Below are 23227 nucleotides of genomic sequence, written 5' to 3'. Positions count from 1 at the left end.
GGCATCATGGCTGCAGGAGAAATCTCTACTCCGCAAGAGTACATTGGTCACCACCTGACTCATCTTCAGTTGGACCTGCGTACCTTCGAGTTAGTGAATCCGCACGACGCTCCCGCGACGTTCTGGGTATTAAATATCGATTCCATGTTTTTCTCTCTGGTGCTGGGAGTTATCTTCCTGGTGTTGTTCCGTAGCGTGGCGAAGTCTGTCACCAGCGGTGTGCCAGGGAAAATGCAGGCGGCTATCGAACTGGTTGTCGGCTTCGTTGATAGTAACGTGCGCGACATGTATCACGGTAAGAGTAAACTTATCGCCCCGCTGGCTCTGACAATCTTTGTCTGGGTCTTCCTGATGAACTTCATGGATCTGCTGCCAATCGACCTGCTGCCTTATATCGGCGAGCACGTATTGGGGTTACCGGCGCTGCGCGTCGTACCGTCTGCAGACGTGAACATCACGCTCTCTATGGCGTTGGGCGTATTTATTTTGATTCTGTTCTACAGCGTCAAAATGAAAGGCATTGGCGGCTTCACGAAAGAGCTGACGCTGCAGCCTTTTAACCACCCGATCTTCATCCCGATCAACCTGATTCTGGAAGGTGTAAGCCTGCTGTCTAAGCCTGTTTCACTGGGTTTACGACTGTTCGGTAACATGTATGCGGGTGAACTGATCTTTATCCTTATTGCCGGTCTGTTGCCGTGGTGGTCACAGTGGGTGCTGAATGTGCCGTGGGCCATTTTCCACATCCTGATCATTTCGCTACAGGCTTTCATTTTCATGGTCCTCACGATCGTCTATCTGTCGATGGCATCTGAAGAGCATTGATTTTTTTCTCAACACTACTTTCCCTCCTGATTCCGGGTGGCAGCGCACGCCGCTGAAGCCCGGAAGATGAAGGGAGCATTTAACTGAAACAAACTGGAGACTGTCATGGAAAACCTGAATATGGATCTGCTGTACATGGCTGCCGCTGTGATGATGGGCCTGGCGGCAATCGGTGCTGCGATCGGTATCGGCATCCTCGGAGGAAAATTCCTGGAAGGCGCTGCTCGTCAGCCTGACCTGATTCCTCTGCTGCGTACGCAGTTCTTTGTTGTAATGGGTCTGGTGGATGCAATCCCGATGATCGCTGTTGGTCTGGGTCTGTACGTGATGTTTGCTGTCGCCTAAAGCCCTGTGTTCACTCAGCGCACAATGTGCAGGGGTGAACGGATTCTGCCGCTTATCGCTGATAACGGCAGAAAAGTTAAATACTCAATCTAGAGGCATTGTGCTGTGAACATTAATGCAACAATCCTCGGCCAGGCTATCGCGTTCATCCTGTTTGTCGCGTTCTGCATGAAGTACGTATGGCCGCCGATTATGGCTGCCATCGAAAAGCGCCAGAAAGAAATTGCTGAAGGCCTTGCTTCTGCTGAACGTGCGAAGAAAGATTTGGATCTCGCGCAGGCTAATGCGACCGACCAGCTGAAAAAAGCCAAAGAAGACGCTCAGGTCATTATCGAGCAGGCGAACAAGCGTCGCACGCAGATTCTGGACGAAGCCAAAACCGAAGCTGAAAACGAACGTAATCGTATCGTGGCACAAGCGCAGGCGGAAATTGACGCTGAACGTAAACGTGCACGTGAAGAACTGCGTAAGCAAGTCGCGTTGCTGGCTATGGCTGGCGCCGAGAAGATCATCGAACGCTCCGTGGATGAAGCTGCTAACAGCGACATCGTTGATAAACTGGTCGCTGAACTGTAAGGAGGGAGGGGCTGATGTCTGATCTGATTACTGTAGCTCGCCCCTACGCCAAAGCAGCTTTTGACTTTGCTGTTGAGCATCAAAGTATTGAACGCTGGCAACAGATGCTGGCGTTCGCCGCAGAAGTGGCTCGCAATGAACAGATGGCTGATCTTCTCTCTGGTGCGTTAGCACCGGAAGCGCTGGCAGCGTCGTTTAACGCAGTCTGTGGTGATCAACTGGATGAACCCGCGCAGAACCTGATTAAGGTGATGGCGGAAAACGGACGTTTGACAGCGCTTCCGGCTGTACTGGCCCAATACATCGAACTGCGTGACGCTCATGAAGCCACCGCTGAAGTTGATGTTATCTCCGCCAGTACGCTGAGTGACGACCAGCTGAATAAAATCAGCGCCGCGATGGAAAAACGTCTGTCACGCAAAGTTAAGCTGAATTGCAAAATTGATAAGTCTGTGATGGCAGGCGTGATCATCCGTGCGGGTGATCTGGTTATTGATGGCAGCGTACGCGGCCGTCTTGACCGTCTGGCTGACGTCTTGCAGTCTTAAGGGGACTGGAGCATATGCAACTGAATTCCACCGAAATCAGCGAACTGATCAAGCAGCGCATTGCTCAGTTCAATGTCGTGAGCGAAGCTCACAACGAAGGTACGATTGTTTCTGTAAGTGACGGTATCATCCGCGTACACGGCCTGGCCGATGTCATGCAGGGTGAGATGATTGCCCTGCCGGGTAACCGTTACGCTATCGCCCTGAACCTCGAGCGTGACTCGGTTGGTGCTGTGGTGATGGGTCCTTACGCTGACCTCGCCGAAGGCATGAAGGTTAAGTGTACTGGCCGTATTCTTGAAGTACCGGTAGGCCGTGGCCTGCTGGGCCGCGTCGTGAACACCCTGGGTGCTCCTATCGACGGTAAAGGCGCAATCGACAACGACGGTTTCTCACCGGTTGAAGTGATTGCTCCTGGTGTTATCGATCGTCAGTCAGTCGACCAGCCGGTTCAGACCGGTTATAAGTCGGTCGATGCGATGATTCCAATCGGCCGTGGCCAGCGTGAGCTGATCATCGGTGACCGTCAGACCGGTAAAACCGCGATGGCGATCGATGCGATCATCAACCAGCGCGACTCAGGCATCAAGTGTGTCTACGTTGCGATTGGTCAGAAAGCCTCAACCATCTCTAACGTGGTTCGTAAGCTGGAAGAGCATGGCGCACTGCAGAACACCATCGTTGTTGTGGCGTCTGCGTCTGAATCTGCTGCACTGCAGTATCTCTCTCCGTACGCAGGTTGTGCGATGGGCGAATACTTCCGTGACCGCGGTGAAGATGCGCTGATCGTCTATGATGACCTCTCCAAGCAGGCTATCGCATACCGTCAGATCTCTCTGCTGCTGCGTCGTCCACCAGGTCGTGAAGCATTCCCTGGCGACGTGTTCTATCTCCACTCTCGTCTGCTGGAACGTGCATCACGCGTAAGCGCTGAATATGTTGAGCGTTTCACCAATGGCGCGGTGACAGGTAAAACCGGTTCACTGACTGCACTGCCGATCATCGAAACTCAGGCGGGCGACGTTTCTGCGTTCGTTCCGACCAACGTAATCTCGATTACTGACGGTCAGATCTTCCTGGAATCGAACCTGTTCAACTCCGGTATTCGTCCGGCGGTTAACCCAGGTATTTCGGTATCCCGTGTTGGTGGTGCTGCACAGACCAAGATCATCAAGAAACTGTCCGGTGGTATCCGTACCGCGCTGGCACAGTATCGTGAACTGGCGGCGTTCTCGCAGTTCGCTTCTGATCTGGATGATGCAACCCGTAAACAGCTGAGCCACGGTCAGAAAGTGACCGAGCTGCTGAAGCAGAAACAGTATGCGCCGATGTCTGTCGCGCAGCAGGGTCTGGTTCTGTTCGCTGCCGAGCGTGGCTACCTGAACGACGTTGAACTGGCAAAAATTGGTAGCTTTGAAGCTGCACTGCTGGCCTTCGCCGATCGTGACCACGCTGAGCTGATGGCTGAAATCAACCAGTCGGGCAACTTTAACAACGATATCGAAGCGAAGCTGAAAGGCCTGATCGATACGTTTAAAGCAACCCAGTCCTGGTAATGTCTGGCGGCTTGTCTGAAAAGGCAGGCCGCAAGGCTTTGAGGAGAAGCTAATGGCCGGCGCAAAAGAGATACGAAGCAAGATTGGAAGCGTGAAAAACACGCAGAAAATCACCAAAGCGATGGAAATGGTCGCCGCCTCCAAGATGCGTAAAACGCAGGAACGCATGGCGGCCAGCCGTCCGTATGCAGACACCATGCGCAAAGTGATTGGTCACCTTGCGTTGGGTAATCTGGAATACAAGCACCCTTACCTGGAACAGCGCGACGTCAAGCGCGTCGGCTACCTGGTCGTTTCAACAGACCGCGGGCTTTGTGGTGGTTTGAACATTAACCTGTTCAAAAAATTACTGGCGGATATGAAGTCCTGGTCCGATAAAGGCGTGCAGAGCGATCTGTCGATTATCGGTTCAAAAGGGGCGTCATTCTTCAGTGCTGTGGGTGGCAACATCGTGGCGCAAGTCAGCGGCATGGGCGATAAACCTGCCCTGTCTGACCTGATTGGCCCGGTAAAAGTGATGTTGCAGGCTTATGATGAAGGCCGCATCGACAAGCTGATGATCGTCAGTAACAAGTTCAATAACACCATGTCTCAGACTCCGACCATCACCCAACTGCTGCCGTTAGCGCCAGCGGAAGGTGAAGAAGAGATGAAGGCGAAGACCTGGGATTACCTGTACGAACCCGATCCGAAAGCGCTGCTGGATACCCTGCTGCGTCGTTATGTCGAATCGCAGGTTTATCAGGGTGTGGTGGAAAATCTGGCCAGTGAGCAGGCCGCACGTATGGTGGCGATGAAAGCCGCAACCGATAACGGCGGAAATCTGATCAAAGAGCTGCAGTTGGTGTACAACAAAGCTCGTCAGGCCAGCATCACCCAGGAACTTACCGAGATCGTCTCGGGGGCCTCCGCGGTTTAACCAGGTTTGGAATTAGGTAGAGGATTCAAGATGGCAACTGGAAAGATTGTCCAGATTATCGGCGCCGTTGTTGACGTCGAATTCCCTCAGGACGCGGTACCGCAAGTGTACAGCGCCCTCGAGGTGATGAATGGTGATGCACGTCTGGTGCTGGAAGTTCAGCAGCAGCTGGGCGGCGGCGTTGTGCGTACCATTGCAATGGGTACGTCTGACGGCCTGAAGCGTGGTCTGAACGTCAACGACCTGCAGAAACCGATTCAGGTTCCAGTCGGTAAAGCGACCCTGGGCCGTATCATGAACGTTCTCGGCGAGCCAATCGATATGAAAGGCGAGCTGAAAGAAGAAGATGGCAGCGCAGTAGAGATCGCCTCTATTCACCGCGCGGCACCTTCTTATGAAGATCAGTCTAACTCGCAGGAACTGCTGGAAACCGGCATCAAGGTTATCGACCTGATGTGTCCGTTTGCGAAAGGCGGTAAAGTCGGTCTGTTCGGTGGTGCGGGTGTGGGTAAAACCGTCAACATGATGGAACTGATCCGTAACATCGCGGCTGAGCACTCAGGTTACTCTGTGTTTGCCGGTGTGGGTGAGCGTACTCGTGAGGGTAACGACTTCTACCACGAAATGACCGACTCTAACGTTATCGATAAAGTTGCGCTGGTCTATGGCCAGATGAACGAGCCGCCGGGTAACCGTCTGCGCGTCGCACTGACCGGTCTGACCATGGCGGAAAAATTCCGTGATGAAGGCCGCGACGTTCTGCTGTTCATCGATAACATCTACCGTTATACCCTGGCCGGTACAGAAGTTTCTGCACTGCTGGGTCGTATGCCATCTGCGGTAGGTTACCAGCCAACGCTGGCAGAAGAGATGGGTGTGTTGCAGGAGCGTATTACCTCCACCAAGACCGGTTCAATCACCTCCGTACAGGCCGTTTACGTTCCTGCGGATGACCTGACTGACCCGTCACCAGCGACCACCTTCGCGCACCTGGACTCAACCGTTACGCTGAGCCGTCAGATTGCCTCTCTGGGTATCTACCCGGCCGTTGACCCGCTGGATTCTACCAGCCGTCAGCTGGATCCGCTGGTTGTGGGTCAGGAGCACTATGATGTTGCACGTGGCGTTCAGTCACTGCTGCAGCGTTATCAGGAGCTGAAAGACATCATCGCCATCCTCGGTATGGATGAGCTGTCTGAAGAAGACAAACTGCTGGTGGCACGTGCGCGTAAGATTCAGCGCTTCCTGTCTCAGCCGTTCTTCGTTGCGGAAGTATTCACCGGTTCACCGGGTAAATACGTTTCCCTGAAAGACACTATCCGTGGCTTTAAAGGCATCATGGAAGGTGGGTTTGACCACCTGCCAGAGCAGGCCTTCTACATGGTTGGTGCCATCGAAGAAGCCGTGGAAAAAGCGAAGAAACTGTAATAACGGTTTCCCGGGAGGAAGATTATGGCTATGACTTATCACCTGGATGTGGTCAGCGCAGAGGAGCAGTTGTTCTCTGGTCTGGTACAGAAAATTCAGGTGTCAGGTAGCGAAGGTGAACTGGGGATTTTCCCTGGCCATGCGCCGCTGCTGACTGCCATTAAGCCTGGAATGATCCGTATCGTGAAACAGCACGGCGAAGAGGAGTATATCTACCTCTCTGGCGGCGTGCTGGAAGTGCAACCGGGCAGCAGCACCGTTCTGGCCGATACCGCGATTCGCGGTACCGATCTGGATGAAGCGCGTGCTCTGGAAGCAAAACGCAAAGCAGAAGAGCACATGAACAGCAGCCACGGCGACGTGGACTATGCTCAGGCCTCTGCCGAGCTGGCGAAAGCCATTGCTAAACTGCGCGTGATCGAACTGACCAAAAAAGCGATGTAATCCAGCTTTATGCGTCACGAAATGCCAGCCCTCGGGCTGGCATTTTTTTTGTCTGCTGTAGCAAATCGGCCTCTTCGCCTAATTTCGGCCTGAGAAAAATGTAGTAATCTCCCCCCTAAACCGTTTTACTTTCACCCGTAAAAATTCACCCAGGATAGTTATGTCTAACAGTGCGATGAGTGTGGTGATCCTTGCTGCTGGCAAGGGCACCCGTATGTATTCCGATCTGCCGAAAGTTCTGCATACGCTGGCAGGCAAACCGATGGTTCAGCATGTCATTGACGCCGCCAAAGGGCTGGGCGCACAGCACATCCATCTGGTTTATGGTCACGGCGGCGACCGCCTGAAAGCAACCCTCACTGATAGTGCACTCAACTGGGTGTTGCAGGCTGAACAGCTTGGCACCGGCCACGCAATGCAGCAGGCTGCGCCTGCGTTTGCCGATGATGAAGAGATCATGATGCTGTATGGTGACGTGCCGCTGATCTCCCAGGAGACCCTGAAGCGGCTGCGCGAAGCCAGACCGCAGGGCGGTATCGGGTTACTCACCGTGGTGCTGGACGACCCCACCGGATACGGGCGCATTGTGCGTGAGAACGGCACCATCACCGGCATCATCGAACAGAAAGATGCCAGCCCGGCACAGCTTGCCATTACCGAAATCAACACCGGTATTCTTATCGCCAACGGCGGCGATTTAAAACGCTGGCTGGCGCAGCTCACCAACAATAATGCGCAGGGCGAATATTACATCACCGACATTATTGCGCTGGCGCATCAGGAAGGGCGGACGATCAATGCCGTTCATCCGGCGCGTATCAGTGAAACCGACGGGGTGAACAACCGGCTGCAGCTGGCGACCTTAGAACGCACTTATCAGGCGGAACAGGCGGAAAAACTGCTGCTGGCGGGCGTGATGCTGCGCGATCCGGCCCGTTTTGACCTGCGCGGAACGCTGACGCATGGGCGGGATGTGGAGATCGACACCAACGTCATTATTGAAGGCCAGGTGACGCTGGGCGCACGCGTGAAAATCGGTGCGGGCTGCATCATCAGAAACAGCGTAATCGGCGACGATTGCGAAATCAGCCCCTATAGCGTGATCGAGGATGCCACCCTCGCGACCGCCGTCACCGTCGGACCGTTTGCCCGTCTGCGTCCCGGCAGCGATCTGGCGCACGCCGCCCACGTGGGTAACTTCGTCGAAATGAAAAAAGCGCGTCTGGGCAGAGGATCGAAAGCGGGTCACCTCTCCTATCTCGGCGATGCGGAGATCGGCGACAACGTAAATATCGGTGCAGGCACCATCACCTGTAACTATGACGGCGCGAACAAATTCAAAACCGTGATTGGCGATGACGTCTTTGTGGGCTCAGATACCCAGCTGGTGGCCCCGGTCAGCGTGGCGGCAGGCGCTACCATTGCGGCAGGCACCACCATCATGAAGGATGTGACCGAAGCCGGTCTGGTCTACAACCGCAAAGAGCAGAATCACAAAGCGGACTGGCAGCGTCCGGTGAAGAAAAAATAAATTTTTAACGGCCCGCTTTATGCGGGCCGGAACAGTGCAGTGCCAAAACTATAATCCCCACTCTCTACAAGGCTCGGGGAACCGGCAAAGCCGGATATCAGGTCGCATGACAACGAAAGTGGCGAAAAGCCATGTAGTCAGGAAAACATCATTATGTGTGGAATTGTTGGTGCAGTAGCACAGCGCGATATCGCAGAGATTCTGCTGGAAGGTCTGCGTCGTCTTGAATATCGCGGATATGATTCGGCCGGTCTGGCCGTGGTCGATCGTCAGGGGCACGTTACGCGCCTGCGGCGTTTAGGGAAGGTGCAGAAACTGGCGGAAGCTGCTGAACAGCAGCCGCTGATTGGGGGCACCGGCATCGCGCACACGCGCTGGGCAACCCATGGCGAGCCGTCGGAAGCGAATGCGCATCCGCACGTCTCAGAACATATCATCATCGTGCACAACGGCATTATCGAAAACCATGAGCCGCTGCGCGCGGAGCTGATCGAACGCGGCTACGTTTTTGTTTCTGAAACCGACACGGAAGTGGTGGCGCATCTGGTTCACTGGGAGCAGAAGCAGGGTGGATCGCTGCGTGACGTGGTGCTGCGCGTGATCCCGCAGCTGCGCGGTGCCTATGGCATGGTCATCATGGACAGCCGCGATCCTTCACGGCTGGTGGCGGCCCGTTCCGGCAGCCCGCTGGTCATCGGTCGCGGCGTGGGTGAAAACTTTATCGCCTCCGATCAGCTGGCGCTACTGCCGGTCACCCGTCGCTTCATCTATCTGGAAGAGGGCGATATTGCCGAGATCAGCCGCCGCGACGTGACGGTAATCGATCGTGAAGGCAACAGCGTGACGCGCGCCGAAATTGAGTCGAACCTGCAATATGATGCCGGTGACAAAGGCATTTACCGTCACTACATGCAGAAAGAGATCTATGAACAGCCGATGGCGCTGAAAAGTACCCTGAGCGGTCGCTTCAGCCAGGGGCAGGTGGATCTCAGCGAGCTGGGTGCGGGTGCCGAGGCGCTGCTGAGCCAGGTCGAGCATATCCAGATTATCGCCTGCGGCACCTCCTATAACTCTGGCATGGTGTCACGCTACTGGTTTGAGTCGCTGGCCAACATCCCCTGTGATGTTGAGATCGCCTCGGAGTTCCGCTACCGCAAGTCAGCGGTGCGCAAAAACAGCCTGCTGATCACCCTGTCGCAGTCGGGCGAGACCGCCGATACCCTGGCGGCGCTGCGCCTCTCGAAAGAGCTGGGCTACCTGGGATCGCTGGCGGTCTGCAACGTGGCCGGTTCGTCGCTGGTGCGCGAGTCGGACCTGGCGCTGATGACCAAAGCGGGCACGGAAATCGGCGTTGCGTCGACCAAGGCGTTCACCACGCAGCTCGCCGTCCTGCTGATGCTGGTAGCGAAACTGGGCCGTCTGAAAGGGATGTCCGCCGACACCGAGCATGAGATCGTGCACGCGCTGCAGGCGCTGCCCAGCCGGATTGAGCAGATGCTGGCGCAGGATAAGCTGATTGAGAATCTGGCCGAAGGCTTCTCTGACAAGCATCACGCGCTGTTCCTGGGACGTGGCGATCAGTATCCGATCGCCATGGAAGGGGCGCTGAAGCTCAAAGAGATCTCCTACATCCATGCGGAAGCTTACGCCGCTGGCGAACTGAAACATGGCCCGCTGGCGCTGATTGATGCCGATATGCCGGTCATCGTGGTGGCACCCAACAACGAACTGCTGGAGAAGCTCAAATCCAACATCGAAGAGGTGCGCGCCCGTGGCGGCCTGCTCTATGTCTTTGCCGACCAGGATGCCGGCTTCAGCGACAGTGACGGGATGAAGATTATCCCGCTGCCGCATGTCGAAGAGGTGATTGCGCCGATCTTCTACACCGTGCCGTTGCAGTTACTCTCCTATCACGTCGCCCTGATCAAAGGCACCGACGTCGACCAGCCCCGTAACCTGGCCAAATCGGTTACCGTGGAATAATCAGGTGGGCCCCAGAGTGGGCCCACTTCATTTTTGCGCACTGTCATATAACTGTCATATTTCGTACATTTCACTGTCATCAAACTGTCCTATTTTCCCTCCTGCAGCAATCACTGACTCTTACTAAAACGGCCCCGAGCCTGACTTTTCTCCCCTGGAGGGAACATGACACTGATGCGTAGCACCGTAGCCCGAATTCTTGCCACCACCTTCGCCGTCAGCGCGGTATCTGCTTTTGCGGCCACCGATCTCACGGGCGCTGGCGGGACATTCCCGGCACCGGTTTATGCCAAGTGGGCAGCAGAATATCAGCAAGCCACCGGTAGCAAAATTAACTACCAGGGCATCGGTTCATCCGGTGGTGTCAAACAGATCATCGCCAAAACCGTGGATTTCGGTGCGTCCGATGCGCCTATGAAAGAGGAAGATCTGCAGAAAAATGGCCTGTTCCAGTTCCCGACCGTCATCGGTGGCGTGGTACTGGCGGTTAACCTGCCAGGCATCAAGTCAGGCCAGCTGACGCTGGATGGCAAAACCGTCGGTGATATCTACCTCGGCACCATCAAAAAGTGGAACGACCCGGCGATTGCCAGACTTAACCCGGGCGTAAAACTGCCAGAGACCAACATCAACGTGGTACGCCGCGCTGATGGTTCAGGCACCTCGTTCGTCTTCACCAGCTATCTGGCGAAGGTGAACCCGGAGTGGAACAGCAAAATCGGTAAAGGGAACACCGTTAACTGGCCGGTCGGTCTGGGCGGGAAAGGCAACGACGGTGTCGCCGCCTTTGTTCAGCGTCTGCCGGGTTCAATCGGCTACGTGGAATATGCCTACGCCAAACAGAATAACCTGACCTACACCAAACTGATGGATGCCGATGGCAAGGCGGTCGCGCCAGACGAAACCAGCTTCAGCAATGCTGCGAAAGGCGCTGACTGGAGCAAATCGTTTGCCCAGGATCTGACCTTCCAGAAGGGTGCAGATGCCTGGCCTATCTCCTCCACCACCTTCATTCTGATCTACAAAGATCAGGCGAATGCGGCCAAGGGCGCTGAAGTGCTGAAGTTCTTCGACTGGGCTTACAAAAGCGGCGGCAAAACGGCTAACGCGCTGGATTATGCGGCGCTGCCTGCGAGCGTAACCGAACAGATCCGTGCCGCATGGAAAGCCAACATCAAAGACAGTTCTGGTAAAGCGCTTTATCAGTAATTGAACGACCCTGACCGGACGGTAGTCCGGTCAGACCCAGCGGGCGGCGTCATGCCGCCCCGATAACCTCTGAAGACTGAGACTTCTATGGCTGCAACGAAGCCGGCTTTCAAAGCCCCAGGCAAACAGGGTGACAAAATTTTCGGTGCACTGGTCCGGCTGGCTGCGCTGATTGTCCTGTTACTGATGGGCGGCATTATCGTCTCCCTGATCATCTCCTCGTGGCCCAGCATCCAGAAGTTTGGTTTCGCCTTTTTGTGGACCAAAACCTGGGATGCGCCCAATGAAGAATTTGGTGCTCTGGTGCCGATCTACGGCACGCTGGTGACCTCCCTTATCGCGCTGATTATCGCCGTGCCGGTCAGTTTTGGTATCGCGCTGTTCCTGACTGAACTCGCACCCGGCTGGCTGCGTCGTCCGCTGGGCACCGCTATTGAGCTGCTGGCGGCGATTCCGAGCATCGTTTATGGCATGTGGGGCCTGTTTGTTTTCGCCCCGCTGTTTGCCGAATATTTTCAGACGCCGGTCAACGACGTTATGTCAGGCATTCCGATTGTCGGCGCGCTCTTCTCCGGCCCCGCTTTCGGTATCGGTATTCTCGCAGCGGGGGTGATTCTGGCCATCATGATCATTCCTTATATCGCCTCCGTGATGCGCGACGTCTTTGAGCAGACACCGGTCATGATGAAAGAGTCCGCCTACGGCATCGGCTGCACCACCTGGGAAGTGATCTGGCGCATCGTCCTGCCGTTTACCAAAAACGGCGTGATTGGCGGCATCATGCTGGGACTGGGGCGTGCACTGGGTGAGACCATGGCGGTCACCTTTATTATCGGCAACACCTACCAGCTCGACAGCCCGTCGCTGTTTATGCCGGGTAACAGCATTACCTCGGCGCTGGCCAACGAGTTTGCGGAGGCGGAGTCGGGCGTGCATGTTGCCGCGCTGATGGAGCTGGGGCTGATCCTGTTTGTGATTACCTTTATCGTTCTGGCGATTTCCAAGCTGATGATTATGCGCCTGGCGAAAAGTGAAGGAGCGCGCTCATGACCACGATTGAAATTCAGGCGCGTGCCGAACTGGACGCTTCACGCCGTAAAATGCAGTCCTGGCGCAGCACCAAAAATAAGATCGCGCTGACGCTGTCGCTGCTGACCATGGCGTTTGGCCTGTTCTGGCTGGTGTGGATCCTCTTCACCACGGTTTCCCGTGGCGTGGATGGCCTCTCCTGGTCCCTGTTTACCGAATCGACCCCGCCACCGAACACCGCGGGCGGCGGGCTGGCGAATGCCCTGGCCGGGAGTGGATTACTGATTTTCTGGTCAACCTTCTTTGGCACGCCGCTGGGCATTCTGGCCGGTATCTATCTGGCGGAATATGGACGCAAGTCCGCCCTGTCAGAGGTGATCCGCTTCATTAACGACATTCTGCTGTCGGCACCGTCGATTGTGGTCGGCCTGTTCGTCTACACCCTTGTGGTGTCGCAGATGCAGCACTTCTCCGGCTGGGCCGGGGTGATAGCGCTGGCGCTGCTGCAGGTGCCGATTGTGATCCGTACCACCGAAAACATGCTGCGTCTGGTGCCAGACAGCATGCGTGAAGCGGCTTACGCCCTGGGCACGCCGAAGTGGAAGATGATCTCGGCCATCACCCTGAAGGCGTCCGTCTCCGGCATCATCACCGGCGTGCTGCTGGCCATCGCCCGCATCGCCGGGGAAACGGCTCCGCTGCTGTTTACCGCGCTCTCGAATCAGTTCTGGAGCACCGACATGATGCAGCCGCTGGCCAACCTGCCGGTCACCATCTTTAAGTTCGCCATGAGCCCGTTCGCCGAATGGCAGAGCCTGGCCTGGGCGGGCGTGCTGATTATTACCCTGTGCGTGCTGCTGCTGAACATCGTCGCGCGGGTGATTTTCGCCAAAGGCAAACACGGTTAACTTCCGGCGCGGCCCGCTGCGGCGCCGTATAAGAGAGATGAATGATGAGTATCGCGACGGCATCAGCCGATAAAATTCAGGTCCGTAATCTGAACTTCTATTACGGTAAGTTTCATGCGCTGAAGAACATCAACCTGGATATCGCTAAGAATCAGGTGACGGCGTTTATCGGGCCATCGGGCTGCGGTAAATCGACCCTGCTGCGTACCTTTAACAAAATGTACTCCCTCTATCCTGAGCAGCGGGCCGAAGGGGACATTCTGCTGGATGGCGAAAATATTCTGACGGCCCAGCAGGATATTGCGCTGCTGCGCGCCCGCGTCGGCATGGTCTTTCAGAAGCCGACCCCGTTCCCGATGTCGATCTATGACAACATCGCCTTTGGCGTGCGCCTGTTTGAAAAGCTGTCACGTGCCGATATGGATGAGCGCGTGCAGTGGGCGCTGACCAAAGCGGCACTGTGGAATGAAACCAAAGACAAGCTGCATCAGAGCGGTTACAGTCTCTCCGGCGGTCAGCAGCAGCGTCTCTGCATTGCGCGCGGCATCGCGATTCGCCCGGAAGTGTTACTGCTCGATGAGCCCTGCTCGGCGCTGGACCCGATCTCGACGGGGCGTATCGAGGAGCTGATCACCGAGCTGAAGCAGGACTACACCGTGGTGATCGTGACGCACAACATGCAGCAGGCGGCGCGTTGCTCTGACCATACGGCCTTTATGTATCTGGGTGAGCTGATTGAGTTCAGCGACACCGACACGCTGTTTACCAAACCGGCGCAGAAGCAGACTGAAGACTACATTACCGGCCGCTACGGCTGATCTGACAGGAGATCGACATGGATAATCTGAATCTGAACAAACACATCTCCGGTCAGTTCAATGCCGAGCTGGAGCATATCCGCACTCAGGTGATGATCATGGGCGGGATGGTCGAGCAGCAGCTGACCGACGCGATTACCGCGATGCACAACCTGGACGGCGAGCTGGCGCAGCGGGTGATCGACGGTGACCAGAAGGTCAACATGATGGAGGTGGAGATTGATGAAGCCTGCGTGCGCATCATCGCCAAACGTCAGCCAACCGCAATCGATCTGCGGCTGGTGATGGCGATCATCAAAACCATCTCTGAGCTGGAGCGCATTGGCGACGTGGCAGAGAAGATCAGCCGCACGGCGCTGGAGAAGTTTGGTCAGCAGCATCTGCCGCTGCTGGTCAGCCTGGAGTCGCTGGGCCGCCACACCGTACAGATGCTGCATGATGTGCTGGACGCCTTTGCCCGCATGGATCTCAATGAGGCGATCACTATCTACCGTGAAGATAAAAAGGTGGATAAAGAGTATGAGGGCATTGTGCGTCAGCTGATGACCTACATGATGGAAGATCCCCGCACCATTCCCAGCGTGCTGACGGCGCTGTTCTGCGCCCGTGCGATTGAGCGCATCGGCGATCGCTGCCAGAACATCTGCGAAATCATCTTCTATTTCGTCAAAGGTCAGGATTTCCGCCACGTTGGCGGTGACCGTCTCGACGAACTGCTGTCGGGTGATGACGGCAGCAACCGCCCTTCCTGATCCCGCTTACCCTGCGCCTGCCCGGCGCAGGGATAAGCCTTTTCAATTGGTCACACCCTGAACACTCTTTATAATTGCGGCACTTTTCTCTCTGAGGTGCGCAAAGATGTCCCCTTCTCCCCAATCTAAGCCAGGCGTTACGCCCGGCAAAGCGATGCTGGCTGCGGTCAGTGGTTATGCCATGGATGGATTCGACCTGCTGATACTCGGCTTTATGCTGCCGGCTATCTCCGTTTCGCTGGCGCTCAACCCCTCACAGGCGGGATCGCTGGTGACCTGGACGCTGATTGGCGCGGTAATCGGTGGCATCGTGTTTGGTCATCTCAGCGACCGTTTTGGCCGCATCCGTATGCTCACCGTCACGATTCTGGTCTTTTCTGTCTTCACCGGTCTGTGCGCGGTGGCGCAGGGCTACTGGGATCTGCTCGCCTGGCGCACGCTGGCGGGCGTCGGACTGGGCGGCGAGTTTGGTATCGGCATGGCGCTGATTGCCGAAGCCTGGCCGGTGGAGAAGCGCAATCGCGCGTCAGCGTGGGTCGGCATTGGCTGGCAGCTCGGCGTGCTGATGGCGGCCTTCATCACGCCGCCGCTGCTGACGCTTATCGGCTGGCGCGGCATGTTCCTGGTCGGGCTGCTGCCGGCGCTGGTCTCGTTTGCTATCCGCCGCGGCATGGGCGAGCCGGAAGCATATCAGCGTCAGGTTAAGCAGGTGCCGTCGCTCTCTTTCCCGGCGCGCCTGAAGCTGCTGGTGCGCGATCGCACCACCGCTAAAGCCAGCCTCGGCATTTTTATTCTCTGTTCCGTGCAGAACTTTGGCTACTACGGGCTGATGATCTGGATGCCGAGCTATCTCTCCTCCAGCTTTGGCTTCAGCCTGACCAAATCGGGCCTCTGGACGGCGGTCACCGTCGTCGGGATGACCTTTGGCATCTGGCTGTTTGGCATGCTGGCCGACCGCTTTGCGCGCTGGAAAATCTTCCTGCTCTACCAGTTTGGTGCCGTGGTGATGGTGGTGGTCTACGCCCAGCTGCGCGATCCCACCATTATGCTGGTGACCGGCGCGATCATGGGGATGTTCGTTAACGGCATGATTGGCGGCTACGGTGCATTGATTTCCGATACCTTCCCGCCGCAGGTGCGGGCCACCGCGCAGAATGTCCTGTTCAACCTGGGCCGTGGCGTGGGCGGCTTTGGGCCGGTGGTGATAGGGCTGCTGGCCAGTCAGTTTTCGTTCACGGCGGCGATTACCCTGCTGGCGCTGATTTATCTGCTGGATATTGTGGCGACGCTGTTCCTGCTGCCGAAGAAGCAGGGTCAGGAAGATACGCTGGGCGCGATTGGCTGACAGACGGTGGCCGGGGGATCGCTCTCCCGGCCATCAGGGCTTTCTGATGCTGCTCAGCGTGCGCCGGGCTGGCACGATCAGTTCATCAGCGGCAGGAGCTGCCGATAGAGGGTTGCAAAGGTTTCCCGGCGTGAGCGGTACTCCGCCATTCTGCCGGGATCCGGCTGATGCCGCTGCACCCGCACCGGTGTCGGGACGGTGACGCTGGCATCCAGCGCCTGCTGGGCTAGCCTGGCCGCGCCCAGGGCCGGGCCAACCTCGCCGCCATGACAGTAATCCAGCGTCTGGCCGCTGATATCCGCCAGCATCTGACGCCACAGCGCACTGCGCGCCCCGCCGCCGATCAGCATAATGCTCTCTGGCTGAACGCCACACTCATGCAGCACATCCATGCCCTGCGCCAGCGCAAAGCCGACCCCCTCCAGCACCGAGCGCGCCAGCTCGGGACGACCATGCTGGTGGGTAAAACCAAAGAAGGCGCCGAGGGCGTTGGGATTGTTGTGCGGCGTGCGTTCACCGGAAAGATAGGGCAGAAACCAGAGTGGCGGCACGTCATCACGCGCCCGCGCGGCTTCATCCAGCAGCTCAGGCACATCCCGGCAGCCGGTCAGCGTCGCGGCCCAGTCCAGACAGGAGGCCGCACTCAGCATCACCGACATCAGATGCCAGCGCTGCGGCAGCGCGTGACAGAAGCTGTGAACGGCCTGCTGCGGATTGCTGAGATAGCCATCGCTCACCACAAAATAGACGCCGGAGGTGCCCAGCGACAGCATCCCCTGGCCGGGTTCGGTCATGCCGACGCCCACGGCACCGGCGGCATTGTCGCCCCCGCCTGCGGCCAGCGGCACCGCGTTCATCTTCCAGCGTGTCGCCAGGTCAGCATGTAAGGTGCCGGTCAGGGCATTGCCCTCATAGAGTTGCGGCATCTGGTCGCGACTGAGATCGCAGGCGTGCAGCATCACATCGCTCCAGTCACGCTGCGCCACATCCAGCCACATCGTGCCTGCGGCATCTGACATATCCGTGGCGAAGTCGCCACTCATCCGCCAGCGCAGGTAATCCTTGGGCAGCAGCACGTGCGCGATCTGACGGAAGATGGCCGGTTCATGCTGCTGCACCCACAGCAGTTTGGGGGCCGTGAAGCCGGGCATCATCAGATTTCCGGTGATCGCCCGCGAATCCGGCACCTTCTGCTCCAGCTCACGGCACTGCGCCTCACTGCGTCCATCATTCCAGAGCATGGCCGGGCGTAAGACCTGGTTTGCGCTGTCGAGCAGCGTCGCTCCATGCATCTGTCCGCTCAGCCCGATGGCCTGCACGGCATCCAGATCCTGCTGTGCGCTCAGCGCCTGCATCGCCTGATCCAGCGCCTGCCACCAGCTTTCGGGATCCTGCTCGCTCCACAGGGGGTGTGGACGCGAAACCTGCAGCGGCGAGGTTTCTGTCACCACCACGTTGCCCTGTGCATCCATCAGCACCACTTTGACGCCAGAGGTGCCTAAATCGATCCCGATATACATGCTCCGCTCCTGAAGGTTCAGAAATCAAACAGATAGTGATTCACCAGATTTTCCAGCTGCTCCTGACGCCCGCTCTGATGCTGCGGATTGAGCTGCTGCTGCTGAGCATGCGCCGCCAGCGCGTCGAGGGAAAACTCGCCTTTCAGAATTTGCTGGCCGAACTCACCATTCCAGCCGCTGTAGCGCTGCGCCACACGCTTATCCAGCTCGCCGTCGCTGATCATGCGCGCCGCCACTTTCAGCGCCAGCGCCATCGTATCCATTGCGCCGATATGACCGTAGAAAAGGTCATATTTGTCGGTGCTCTGACGACGCACTTTGGCATCAAAGTTTAAACCGCCGGTGGTAAAGCCGCCCGCTTTAAGGATTTCGTACATCACCAGCGCGTTCTCTTCCACGCTGACCGGGAACTGATCGGTGTCCCAGCCACACTGCGGATCGCCACGGTTCGCATCCACCGAACCGAAAATGCCCAGCGCAATGGCGGTGGCAATTTCGTGATGGAAGGAGTGACCGGCCAGCGTGGCGTGGTTCGCCTCCACGTTCACCTTGATCTCTTTCTCCAGCCCGAACTGTTTCAGGAAGCCATAAACCGTGGCGACATCGTAGTCATACTGATGTTTGGTCGGCTCCTGCGGTTTCGGTTCGATCAGCAGCGTGCCCTGGAAGCCGATTTTATGTTTATGCTCGACGACCATCTGCATAAAGCGGCCAATCTGCTCGCGCTCCTGCCGCAGATCGGTATTCAGCAGCGTTTCATACCCTTCACGTCCCCCCCACAGCACATAGTTTTCGCCACCCAGCGTTTTCGTCGCCTGCATGGCGCTGCAGACCTGCGTCGCTGCCCAGGCAAAGACCGCCGGATCGGGGTTGGTCGCCGCGCCTGCGCCATAGCGCGGATGGGTAAAGCAGTTAGCGGTGCCCCACAACAGTTTCACGCCGGTCTCCTGCTGTTTCTCCAGCAGCTTATCGGTCATGGCGGCAAAGTTTTCTTTGTAGCTTTGCAGCGAATCCCCTTCCGGTGAGACGTCCACGTCGTGGAAGCAGTACCAGGGCACATTCAGCTTGTGGAAAAACTCAAAGGCCACATCCGCCTTCTGCTTTGCCAGCTGCAATGCATCGCCGCTTTTCTGCCAGGGACGATCAAAGGCGCCGACACCAAACATATCCGCGCCGTTCCAGCAGAAGGTGTGCCAGTAGCAGGCGGCAAAACGCAGATGTTCCGCCATCGTCTTGCCGAGGATCACCTCATCAGGATTGTAGTGGCGGAAAGCGAGAGGATGCGTCGACTGGGGACCTTCATAACGAACCCGATCGATCTGATCGAAATAAGCGTGCATGGTTTGCTCCTTAGCATCAGTACCCGAATGGTCTGCGTTGAAGCCATATTTGATATGGGTGACTGCCTCAGCTCAATTACGATATTTCACTCCGGGTTTCAGATAATTATTATTTGTGCGCTGGCTCGCAAAATAAGGCTATTCCACGCGGAGCATCGCGCGCGGCATGGTTTCTCCGAAAAGGATGAAAATCCGATCGCGCTCATAAAAAAACAAATAAACCAAAAAACGTAATAGCCGGATAAAAATCAGTAATTGCTGTCGTTCAGAAATAAGGGCAACAATTCATCCGCCTGGTTTATCGGCCTGAAACGAAAATAGCCTCAACCTACAGGATGATCACAATGAAGATGAAACATGCACTGTTTGCTGCCTGTGCGGCGCTGGCGCTGTTCAGCCAGACCAGCCTGGCGAAAGAAGTGAAGATCGGCATGGCAATTGATGATTTGCGCCTGGAGCGCTGGCAGAAAGATCGCGATATCTTTGTAAAACAGGCCGAGTCGCAGGGCGCTCAGGTGTTTGTTCAGTCTGCGAACGGCAATGAAGAAACCCAGATGTCGCAGATTGAAAATATGATCAACCGCGGTGTCGATGTGCTGGTCATTATTCCTTACAACGGTCAGGTGCTGAGTAACGTCGTCGCAGAAGCGAAGCGGGAAGGCATTAAAGTGCTGGCCTATGATCGCATGATAAATAATGCCGATATCGATTTTTATATCTCTTTCGATAATGAAAAAGTGGGTGAACTGCAGGCCGAAAGCATTGTGAAACAGGTGCCTAAGGGCAACTATTTTTTAATGGGCGGATCGCCGGTGGATAATAACGCCCGCCTGTTCCGCGCCGGACAGATGAAAGTGTTAAAACCCTATATCGATAACGGCAGCATCAAAATTGTTGGCGATCAGTGGGTCGATGCCTGGCTGCCGGAAAATGCGCTGAAGATTATGGAAAATGCCCTGACCGCCAATGGTAACCATATCGATGCGGTGGTCGCCTCTAACGATGCTACCGCCGGGGGAGCGATTCAGGCGCTGAGCGCGCAGGGACTGGCAGGGAAAGTGGCCATCTCCGGCCAGGATGCCGATCTGGCGGCGATTAAGCGCATTAAAGCGGGCACTCAGACCATGACCGTTTACAAGCCGATCACCGAGCTGGCGACCGAAGCGGCGAAAATCGCGGTCGAGCTGGGCGATGGCAAAACACCCGCCAGCAACAGCACGCTGAACAACGGCCTGAAAGATGTGCCGTCGCGGCTGCTGAAGCCGATTCCGGTTAACAAAGACAATATCGAAAGCACCGTGGTGAAAGACGGTTTCCACAAACAGAGCGAACTCTGACCGCGCAAAGCGTGAGGGAGAACAGTCGATGCTGCTGGAAATGAAAAAAATCACCAAGCGTTTCGGTGCCGTGAAAGCGCTGAATGATGTCAGCCTGCACCTGGAGGCGGGCGAAGTGATGTCGCTGTGCGGTGAGAATGGTTCAGGCAAATCGACCCTGATGAAAATCCTGTGCGGACTCTATCCGCACGGCGATTTCGAGGGGCAGATCCACTTCTCTGGCGACGAAATTCAGGCACAGACGATTCGCGATACCGAGCGTAAAGGCATCGTGATCATTCATCAGGAGCTGGCGCTGGTGCGGCAACTGACGGTGATGGAGAACATCTTCCTCGGTGCCGAACTGAGCCGGTTCGGCATGGTGGATGATGAAACCATGACCCTGCGCTGCCAGCAGCTGCTGGCACGGGTCGGGCTTAACGTCTCTCCTGCCACCCGCGTGGGGGAGTTAGGTCTGGGCCAGCAGCAGCTGGTGGAGATTGCCCGCGCCCTTAACAAACAGGTCCGGCTGCTGATTCTGGATGAGCCGACCTCCTCCCTGACCGAGCAGGAGACGGAGGTGCTGCTCGGTATCATCCGCAATCTGCGTGAACACGGCATCGCCTGCATCTACATTTCGCACAAGCTGAATGAGGTGAAGGCAATCTCCGACACCATCTGCGTTATCCGCGACGGTCAGCACATTGCCACCCGTCCGGCGGCGGGCATGAGCGAAGATGACATCATCACCATGATGGTCGGCCGCGAGCTGACCGCGCTCTATCCGCATGCACCGCATGAGATCGGCGACCCGGTGCTGAAGGTGGAAAACCTCACCGCCTGGCATCCCGTCAACCGCCATATCCGCCGCGTCAACAACGTCTCTTTTACGCTGCGACGCGGTGAAATCCTCGGCATCGCCGGGCTGGTGGGCGCGGGCCGAACCGAAACGGTGCAGTGTCTGTTTGGTGTCTGGCCGGGCCGCTGGCAGGGCGATATCTGGATCAATGGTCAGCAGGTCAGCATCACCGACTGCCGCGCCGCGATTGCGCACGGCATCGCGATGGTGCCGGAAGATCGCAAAAAGGATGGCATCGTGCCGCTGATGGCGGTGGGCAAAAATATTACCCTGGCGGCGCTGGATCAGTTCAGTCACCGGCTCTCGACCCTGGATGAAGCGCAGGAGCAGCAGGCCATCAACGACGCGATCGGCCGGCTGCGGGTCAAAACCTCCTCGTCAGAACTGCCGATTGGCCGGTTAAGCGGCGGCAATCAGCAGAAAGCCATTCTGGCGAAATGCCTGCTGCTGAACCCGAAAATCCTGATTCTGGATGAGCCGACGCGCGGCATCGATGTGGGCGCGCGTCAGGAGATCTATCTGCTGATCAATGCGCTGGTTCAGCAGGGGATCGCCGTCATTGTGATTTCGTCTGAGCTGCCGGAAGTGCTGGGCCTGAGCGATCGGGTGCTGGTGATGCATGAAGGGCAGATCAAAGCCGATTTAGTTAACGATAACCTGACTCAGGAGCAGGTGATGGAAGCTGCCCTGCGGAGTGAACATTATGCTTAAAAGTGAAAGTACCCAAAGCCGCCTCTCCGGCACGCCGGGCAAACCGTCACCGGGCAGGTTCACATTGCCTGACCTGCAGGTGCTGGTAATGCTGGGCGCGATTGTCGTGATTGCGCTGTTCTTTACCTGGACCACCGATGGCGCATGGCTCAGTGCGCGTAACGTCTCTAACCTGCTGCGTCAGACCGCCATCACCGGCATCCTGGCCGTCGGCATGGTGTTCGTGATTATCTCGGCGGAGATCGACCTGTCGGTGGGGTCGATGATGGGCCTGCTCGGCGGGGCCGCGGCAATATTCGACGTCTGGCTTGGCTGGCCGCTGCCGCTGACGATTGTGGTGACGCTGGTGATGGGGCTGCTGCTCGGCACCTGGAATGGCTGGTGGGTGGCTTACCGCAAAGTGCCGTCGTTTATCGTCACACTGGCGGGGATGCTGGCGTTCCGCGGCATCCTGGTCGGGATTACCGACGGCACCACGGTGGCGCCGATTACGCCGGGGATGTCGCAGATTGGTCAGAGCTATCTGCCGGACGGCGTCGGTTTCGGCTTTGGTTTTGTCGGTCTGGCGCTGTTTATGCTGTGGCAGTGGCGTCTGCGGCTGCGCCGTCAGCAGCTCGGGCTGCCGCAGGGCGCGGCCAGCGGCACGGTGGGCCGTCAGGCGATCACCGCGATTCTGGTGCTGGGGGCCATCTGGTTACTCAATGACTATCGCGGCGTGCCGACGCCGGTATTGCTGCTGGTCATGCTGTTGCTGGCGGGCATGTTTATGGCTACCCGCACCGCCTTTGGCCGTCGTATCTACGCCATCGGCGGCAATATCGATGCTGCGCGCCTCTCGGGCATTAACGTGGCGCGCACCAAGCTGGCGGTGTTTGCCATCAACGGCGTGATGGTGGCGATCGCCGGGCTGATCCTCAGTTCGCGGCTGGGCGCAGGCTCGCCGTCGGCGGGTAACATCGCGGAGCTCGACGCGATCGCCGCCTGTGTCATCGGCGGCACCAGTCTGGCCGGGGGCGTCGGTTCCGTGGCCGGGGCGGTGATGGGCGCCTTTATCATGGCATCGCTGGATAACGGCATGAGCATGATGGATGTGCCGACCTTCTGGCAGTACATCGTCAAAGGGGCGATTCTGCTGCTGGCGGTGTGGATGGATACGGCCACGCGGCGTCGGGTGTAATCGCGCGGGCGATCACATTGTGGCGCAAACAATTTTTTTGCCCCTGTCAGCCGTGCTATGCAATGCGCTGAGCATTTAAGGGAACGCG

The 23227-nt window shown here is 57.1% G+C and carries 21 protein-coding genes; 19 read left to right on the top strand and 2 right to left on the bottom strand.

What is annotated here, in order from left to right; all coding sequences use genetic code 11:
* Nucleotides 1-6: 6 nt before the first annotated feature.
* The 16 genes from atpB to OXR04_RS18810 all read left to right on the top strand — a co-directional run bounded on the left by atpB (nucleotide 7) and on the right by OXR04_RS18810 (nucleotide 16216).
* Complete coding sequence (gene atpB, locus OXR04_RS18885; protein WP_009088198.1) at nucleotides 7-825, top strand: F0F1 ATP synthase subunit A; 819 nt, start codon at nucleotides 7-9, stop codon at nucleotides 823-825.
* 105 nt (nucleotides 826-930) lie between these two features.
* A complete protein-coding gene (gene atpE / locus OXR04_RS18880; RefSeq protein ID WP_003849523.1) occupies nucleotides 931-1170 on the top strand; it encodes a F0F1 ATP synthase subunit C in 240 nt (79 codons plus the stop codon).
* 105 nt (nucleotides 1171-1275) lie between these two features.
* Nucleotides 1276-1746, top strand: a complete 471-nt coding sequence (gene atpF / locus OXR04_RS18875; protein ID WP_009088200.1) for a F0F1 ATP synthase subunit B — start codon at nucleotides 1276-1278, stop codon at nucleotides 1744-1746.
* 14 nt (nucleotides 1747-1760) lie between these two features.
* On the top strand, nucleotides 1761-2294 hold the full coding sequence (gene atpH / locus OXR04_RS18870; RefSeq protein ID WP_009088203.1) for a F0F1 ATP synthase subunit delta: 534 nt from the start codon (nucleotides 1761-1763) through the stop codon (nucleotides 2292-2294).
* 14 nt (nucleotides 2295-2308) lie between these two features.
* A complete protein-coding gene (gene atpA / locus OXR04_RS18865; protein WP_009088205.1) occupies nucleotides 2309-3850 on the top strand; it encodes a F0F1 ATP synthase subunit alpha in 1542 nt (513 codons plus the stop codon).
* Between the two features lie 52 nt (nucleotides 3851-3902).
* Nucleotides 3903-4769 carry a F0F1 ATP synthase subunit gamma gene (gene atpG / locus OXR04_RS18860; RefSeq protein WP_003849534.1) on the top strand — a complete coding sequence of 289 codons (867 nt, stop codon included), beginning with the start codon at nucleotides 3903-3905 and terminating at the stop codon, nucleotides 4767-4769.
* Between the two features lie 30 nt (nucleotides 4770-4799).
* On the top strand, nucleotides 4800-6197 hold the full coding sequence (gene atpD / locus OXR04_RS18855; RefSeq protein ID WP_267372549.1) for a F0F1 ATP synthase subunit beta: 1398 nt from the start codon (nucleotides 4800-4802) through the stop codon (nucleotides 6195-6197).
* A gap of 24 nt (nucleotides 6198-6221) precedes the next feature.
* Nucleotides 6222-6641 (top strand): F0F1 ATP synthase subunit epsilon, encoded by a 420-nt coding sequence (locus tag OXR04_RS18850; RefSeq protein ID WP_008926374.1) that lies wholly within the window; start codon nucleotides 6222-6224, stop codon nucleotides 6639-6641.
* A gap of 160 nt (nucleotides 6642-6801) precedes the next feature.
* Nucleotides 6802-8172, top strand: a complete 1371-nt coding sequence (gene glmU, locus OXR04_RS18845) for a bifunctional UDP-N-acetylglucosamine diphosphorylase/glucosamine-1-phosphate N-acetyltransferase GlmU (RefSeq protein ID WP_267372550.1) — start codon at nucleotides 6802-6804, stop codon at nucleotides 8170-8172.
* Between the two features lie 153 nt (nucleotides 8173-8325).
* Nucleotides 8326-10155 carry a glutamine--fructose-6-phosphate transaminase (isomerizing) gene (glmS, locus tag OXR04_RS18840; RefSeq protein WP_009088215.1) on the top strand — a complete coding sequence of 610 codons (1830 nt, stop codon included), beginning with the start codon at nucleotides 8326-8328 and terminating at the stop codon, nucleotides 10153-10155.
* Nucleotides 10156-10320: 165 nt separating this feature from the next.
* Nucleotides 10321-11364 carry a phosphate ABC transporter substrate-binding protein PstS gene (gene pstS, locus OXR04_RS18835; protein ID WP_009088217.1) on the top strand — a complete coding sequence of 348 codons (1044 nt, stop codon included), beginning with the start codon at nucleotides 10321-10323 and terminating at the stop codon, nucleotides 11362-11364.
* 87 nt (nucleotides 11365-11451) lie between these two features.
* The gene (gene pstC / locus OXR04_RS18830; RefSeq protein WP_009088219.1) at nucleotides 11452-12414 is read left to right on the top strand and encodes a phosphate ABC transporter permease PstC; all 963 of its coding nucleotides are present in this window, start codon (nucleotides 11452-11454) and stop codon (nucleotides 12412-12414) included.
* Nucleotides 12411-13301, top strand: a complete 891-nt coding sequence (gene pstA / locus OXR04_RS18825; protein WP_009088221.1) for a phosphate ABC transporter permease PstA — start codon at nucleotides 12411-12413, stop codon at nucleotides 13299-13301. Before pstC ends, pstA begins: the two co-directional genes overlap by 4 nt.
* 44 nt (nucleotides 13302-13345) lie before the next feature.
* On the top strand, nucleotides 13346-14119 hold the full coding sequence (gene pstB, locus OXR04_RS18820; RefSeq protein ID WP_009088223.1) for a phosphate ABC transporter ATP-binding protein PstB: 774 nt from the start codon (nucleotides 13346-13348) through the stop codon (nucleotides 14117-14119).
* A gap of 17 nt (nucleotides 14120-14136) precedes the next feature.
* Complete coding sequence (phoU, locus tag OXR04_RS18815) at nucleotides 14137-14871, top strand: phosphate signaling complex protein PhoU (protein ID WP_009088225.1); 735 nt, start codon at nucleotides 14137-14139, stop codon at nucleotides 14869-14871.
* A gap of 106 nt (nucleotides 14872-14977) precedes the next feature.
* Complete coding sequence (locus OXR04_RS18810; protein ID WP_140029597.1) at nucleotides 14978-16216, top strand: MFS transporter; 1239 nt, start codon at nucleotides 14978-14980, stop codon at nucleotides 16214-16216.
* A 77-nt stretch (nucleotides 16217-16293) separates the two neighbouring features.
* Here the strand turns inward: OXR04_RS18810 and xylB are convergent, their stop codons facing one another.
* The gene (xylB, locus tag OXR04_RS18805) at nucleotides 16294-17736 is read right to left on the bottom strand and encodes a xylulokinase (protein ID WP_140029598.1); all 1443 of its coding nucleotides are present in this window, start codon (nucleotides 17734-17736) and stop codon (nucleotides 16294-16296) included.
* A 17-nt stretch (nucleotides 17737-17753) separates the two neighbouring features.
* Nucleotides 17754-19076, bottom strand: a complete 1323-nt coding sequence (gene xylA / locus OXR04_RS18800) for a xylose isomerase (RefSeq protein WP_009088230.1) — start codon at nucleotides 19074-19076, stop codon at nucleotides 17754-17756.
* 344 nt (nucleotides 19077-19420) lie between these two features.
* Here xylA and xylF point away from each other — a divergent pair, with 344 nt between their 5' ends.
* Genes xylF through xylH form a run of 3 tightly spaced genes read left to right on the top strand, consistent with a single transcriptional unit; the run spans nucleotide 19421 to nucleotide 23139 of the window.
* Complete coding sequence (gene xylF / locus OXR04_RS18795) at nucleotides 19421-20413, top strand: D-xylose ABC transporter substrate-binding protein (protein WP_009088231.1); 993 nt, start codon at nucleotides 19421-19423, stop codon at nucleotides 20411-20413.
* Nucleotides 20414-20441: 28 nt separating this feature from the next.
* On the top strand, nucleotides 20442-21962 hold the full coding sequence (locus tag OXR04_RS18790) for a xylose ABC transporter ATP-binding protein (protein ID WP_267372551.1): 1521 nt from the start codon (nucleotides 20442-20444) through the stop codon (nucleotides 21960-21962).
* Nucleotides 21955-23139 (top strand): xylose ABC transporter permease XylH, encoded by a 1185-nt coding sequence (xylH, locus tag OXR04_RS18785; protein WP_009088234.1) that lies wholly within the window; start codon nucleotides 21955-21957, stop codon nucleotides 23137-23139. The genes OXR04_RS18790 and xylH overlap by 8 nt, the downstream gene beginning before the upstream one ends.
* Nucleotides 23140-23227: the final 88 nt, after the last annotated feature.

The sequence above is a fragment of the Pantoea sp. GM_Pan_3 genome (genome assembly GCF_026541045.1).
GTDB lineage: Bacteria > Pseudomonadota > Gammaproteobacteria > Enterobacterales > Enterobacteriaceae > Pantoea > Pantoea anthophila.
The sequence above is the reverse complement of the archived record's forward strand: the minus strand, read 5'-3'. Positions and strand labels throughout refer to the sequence as shown.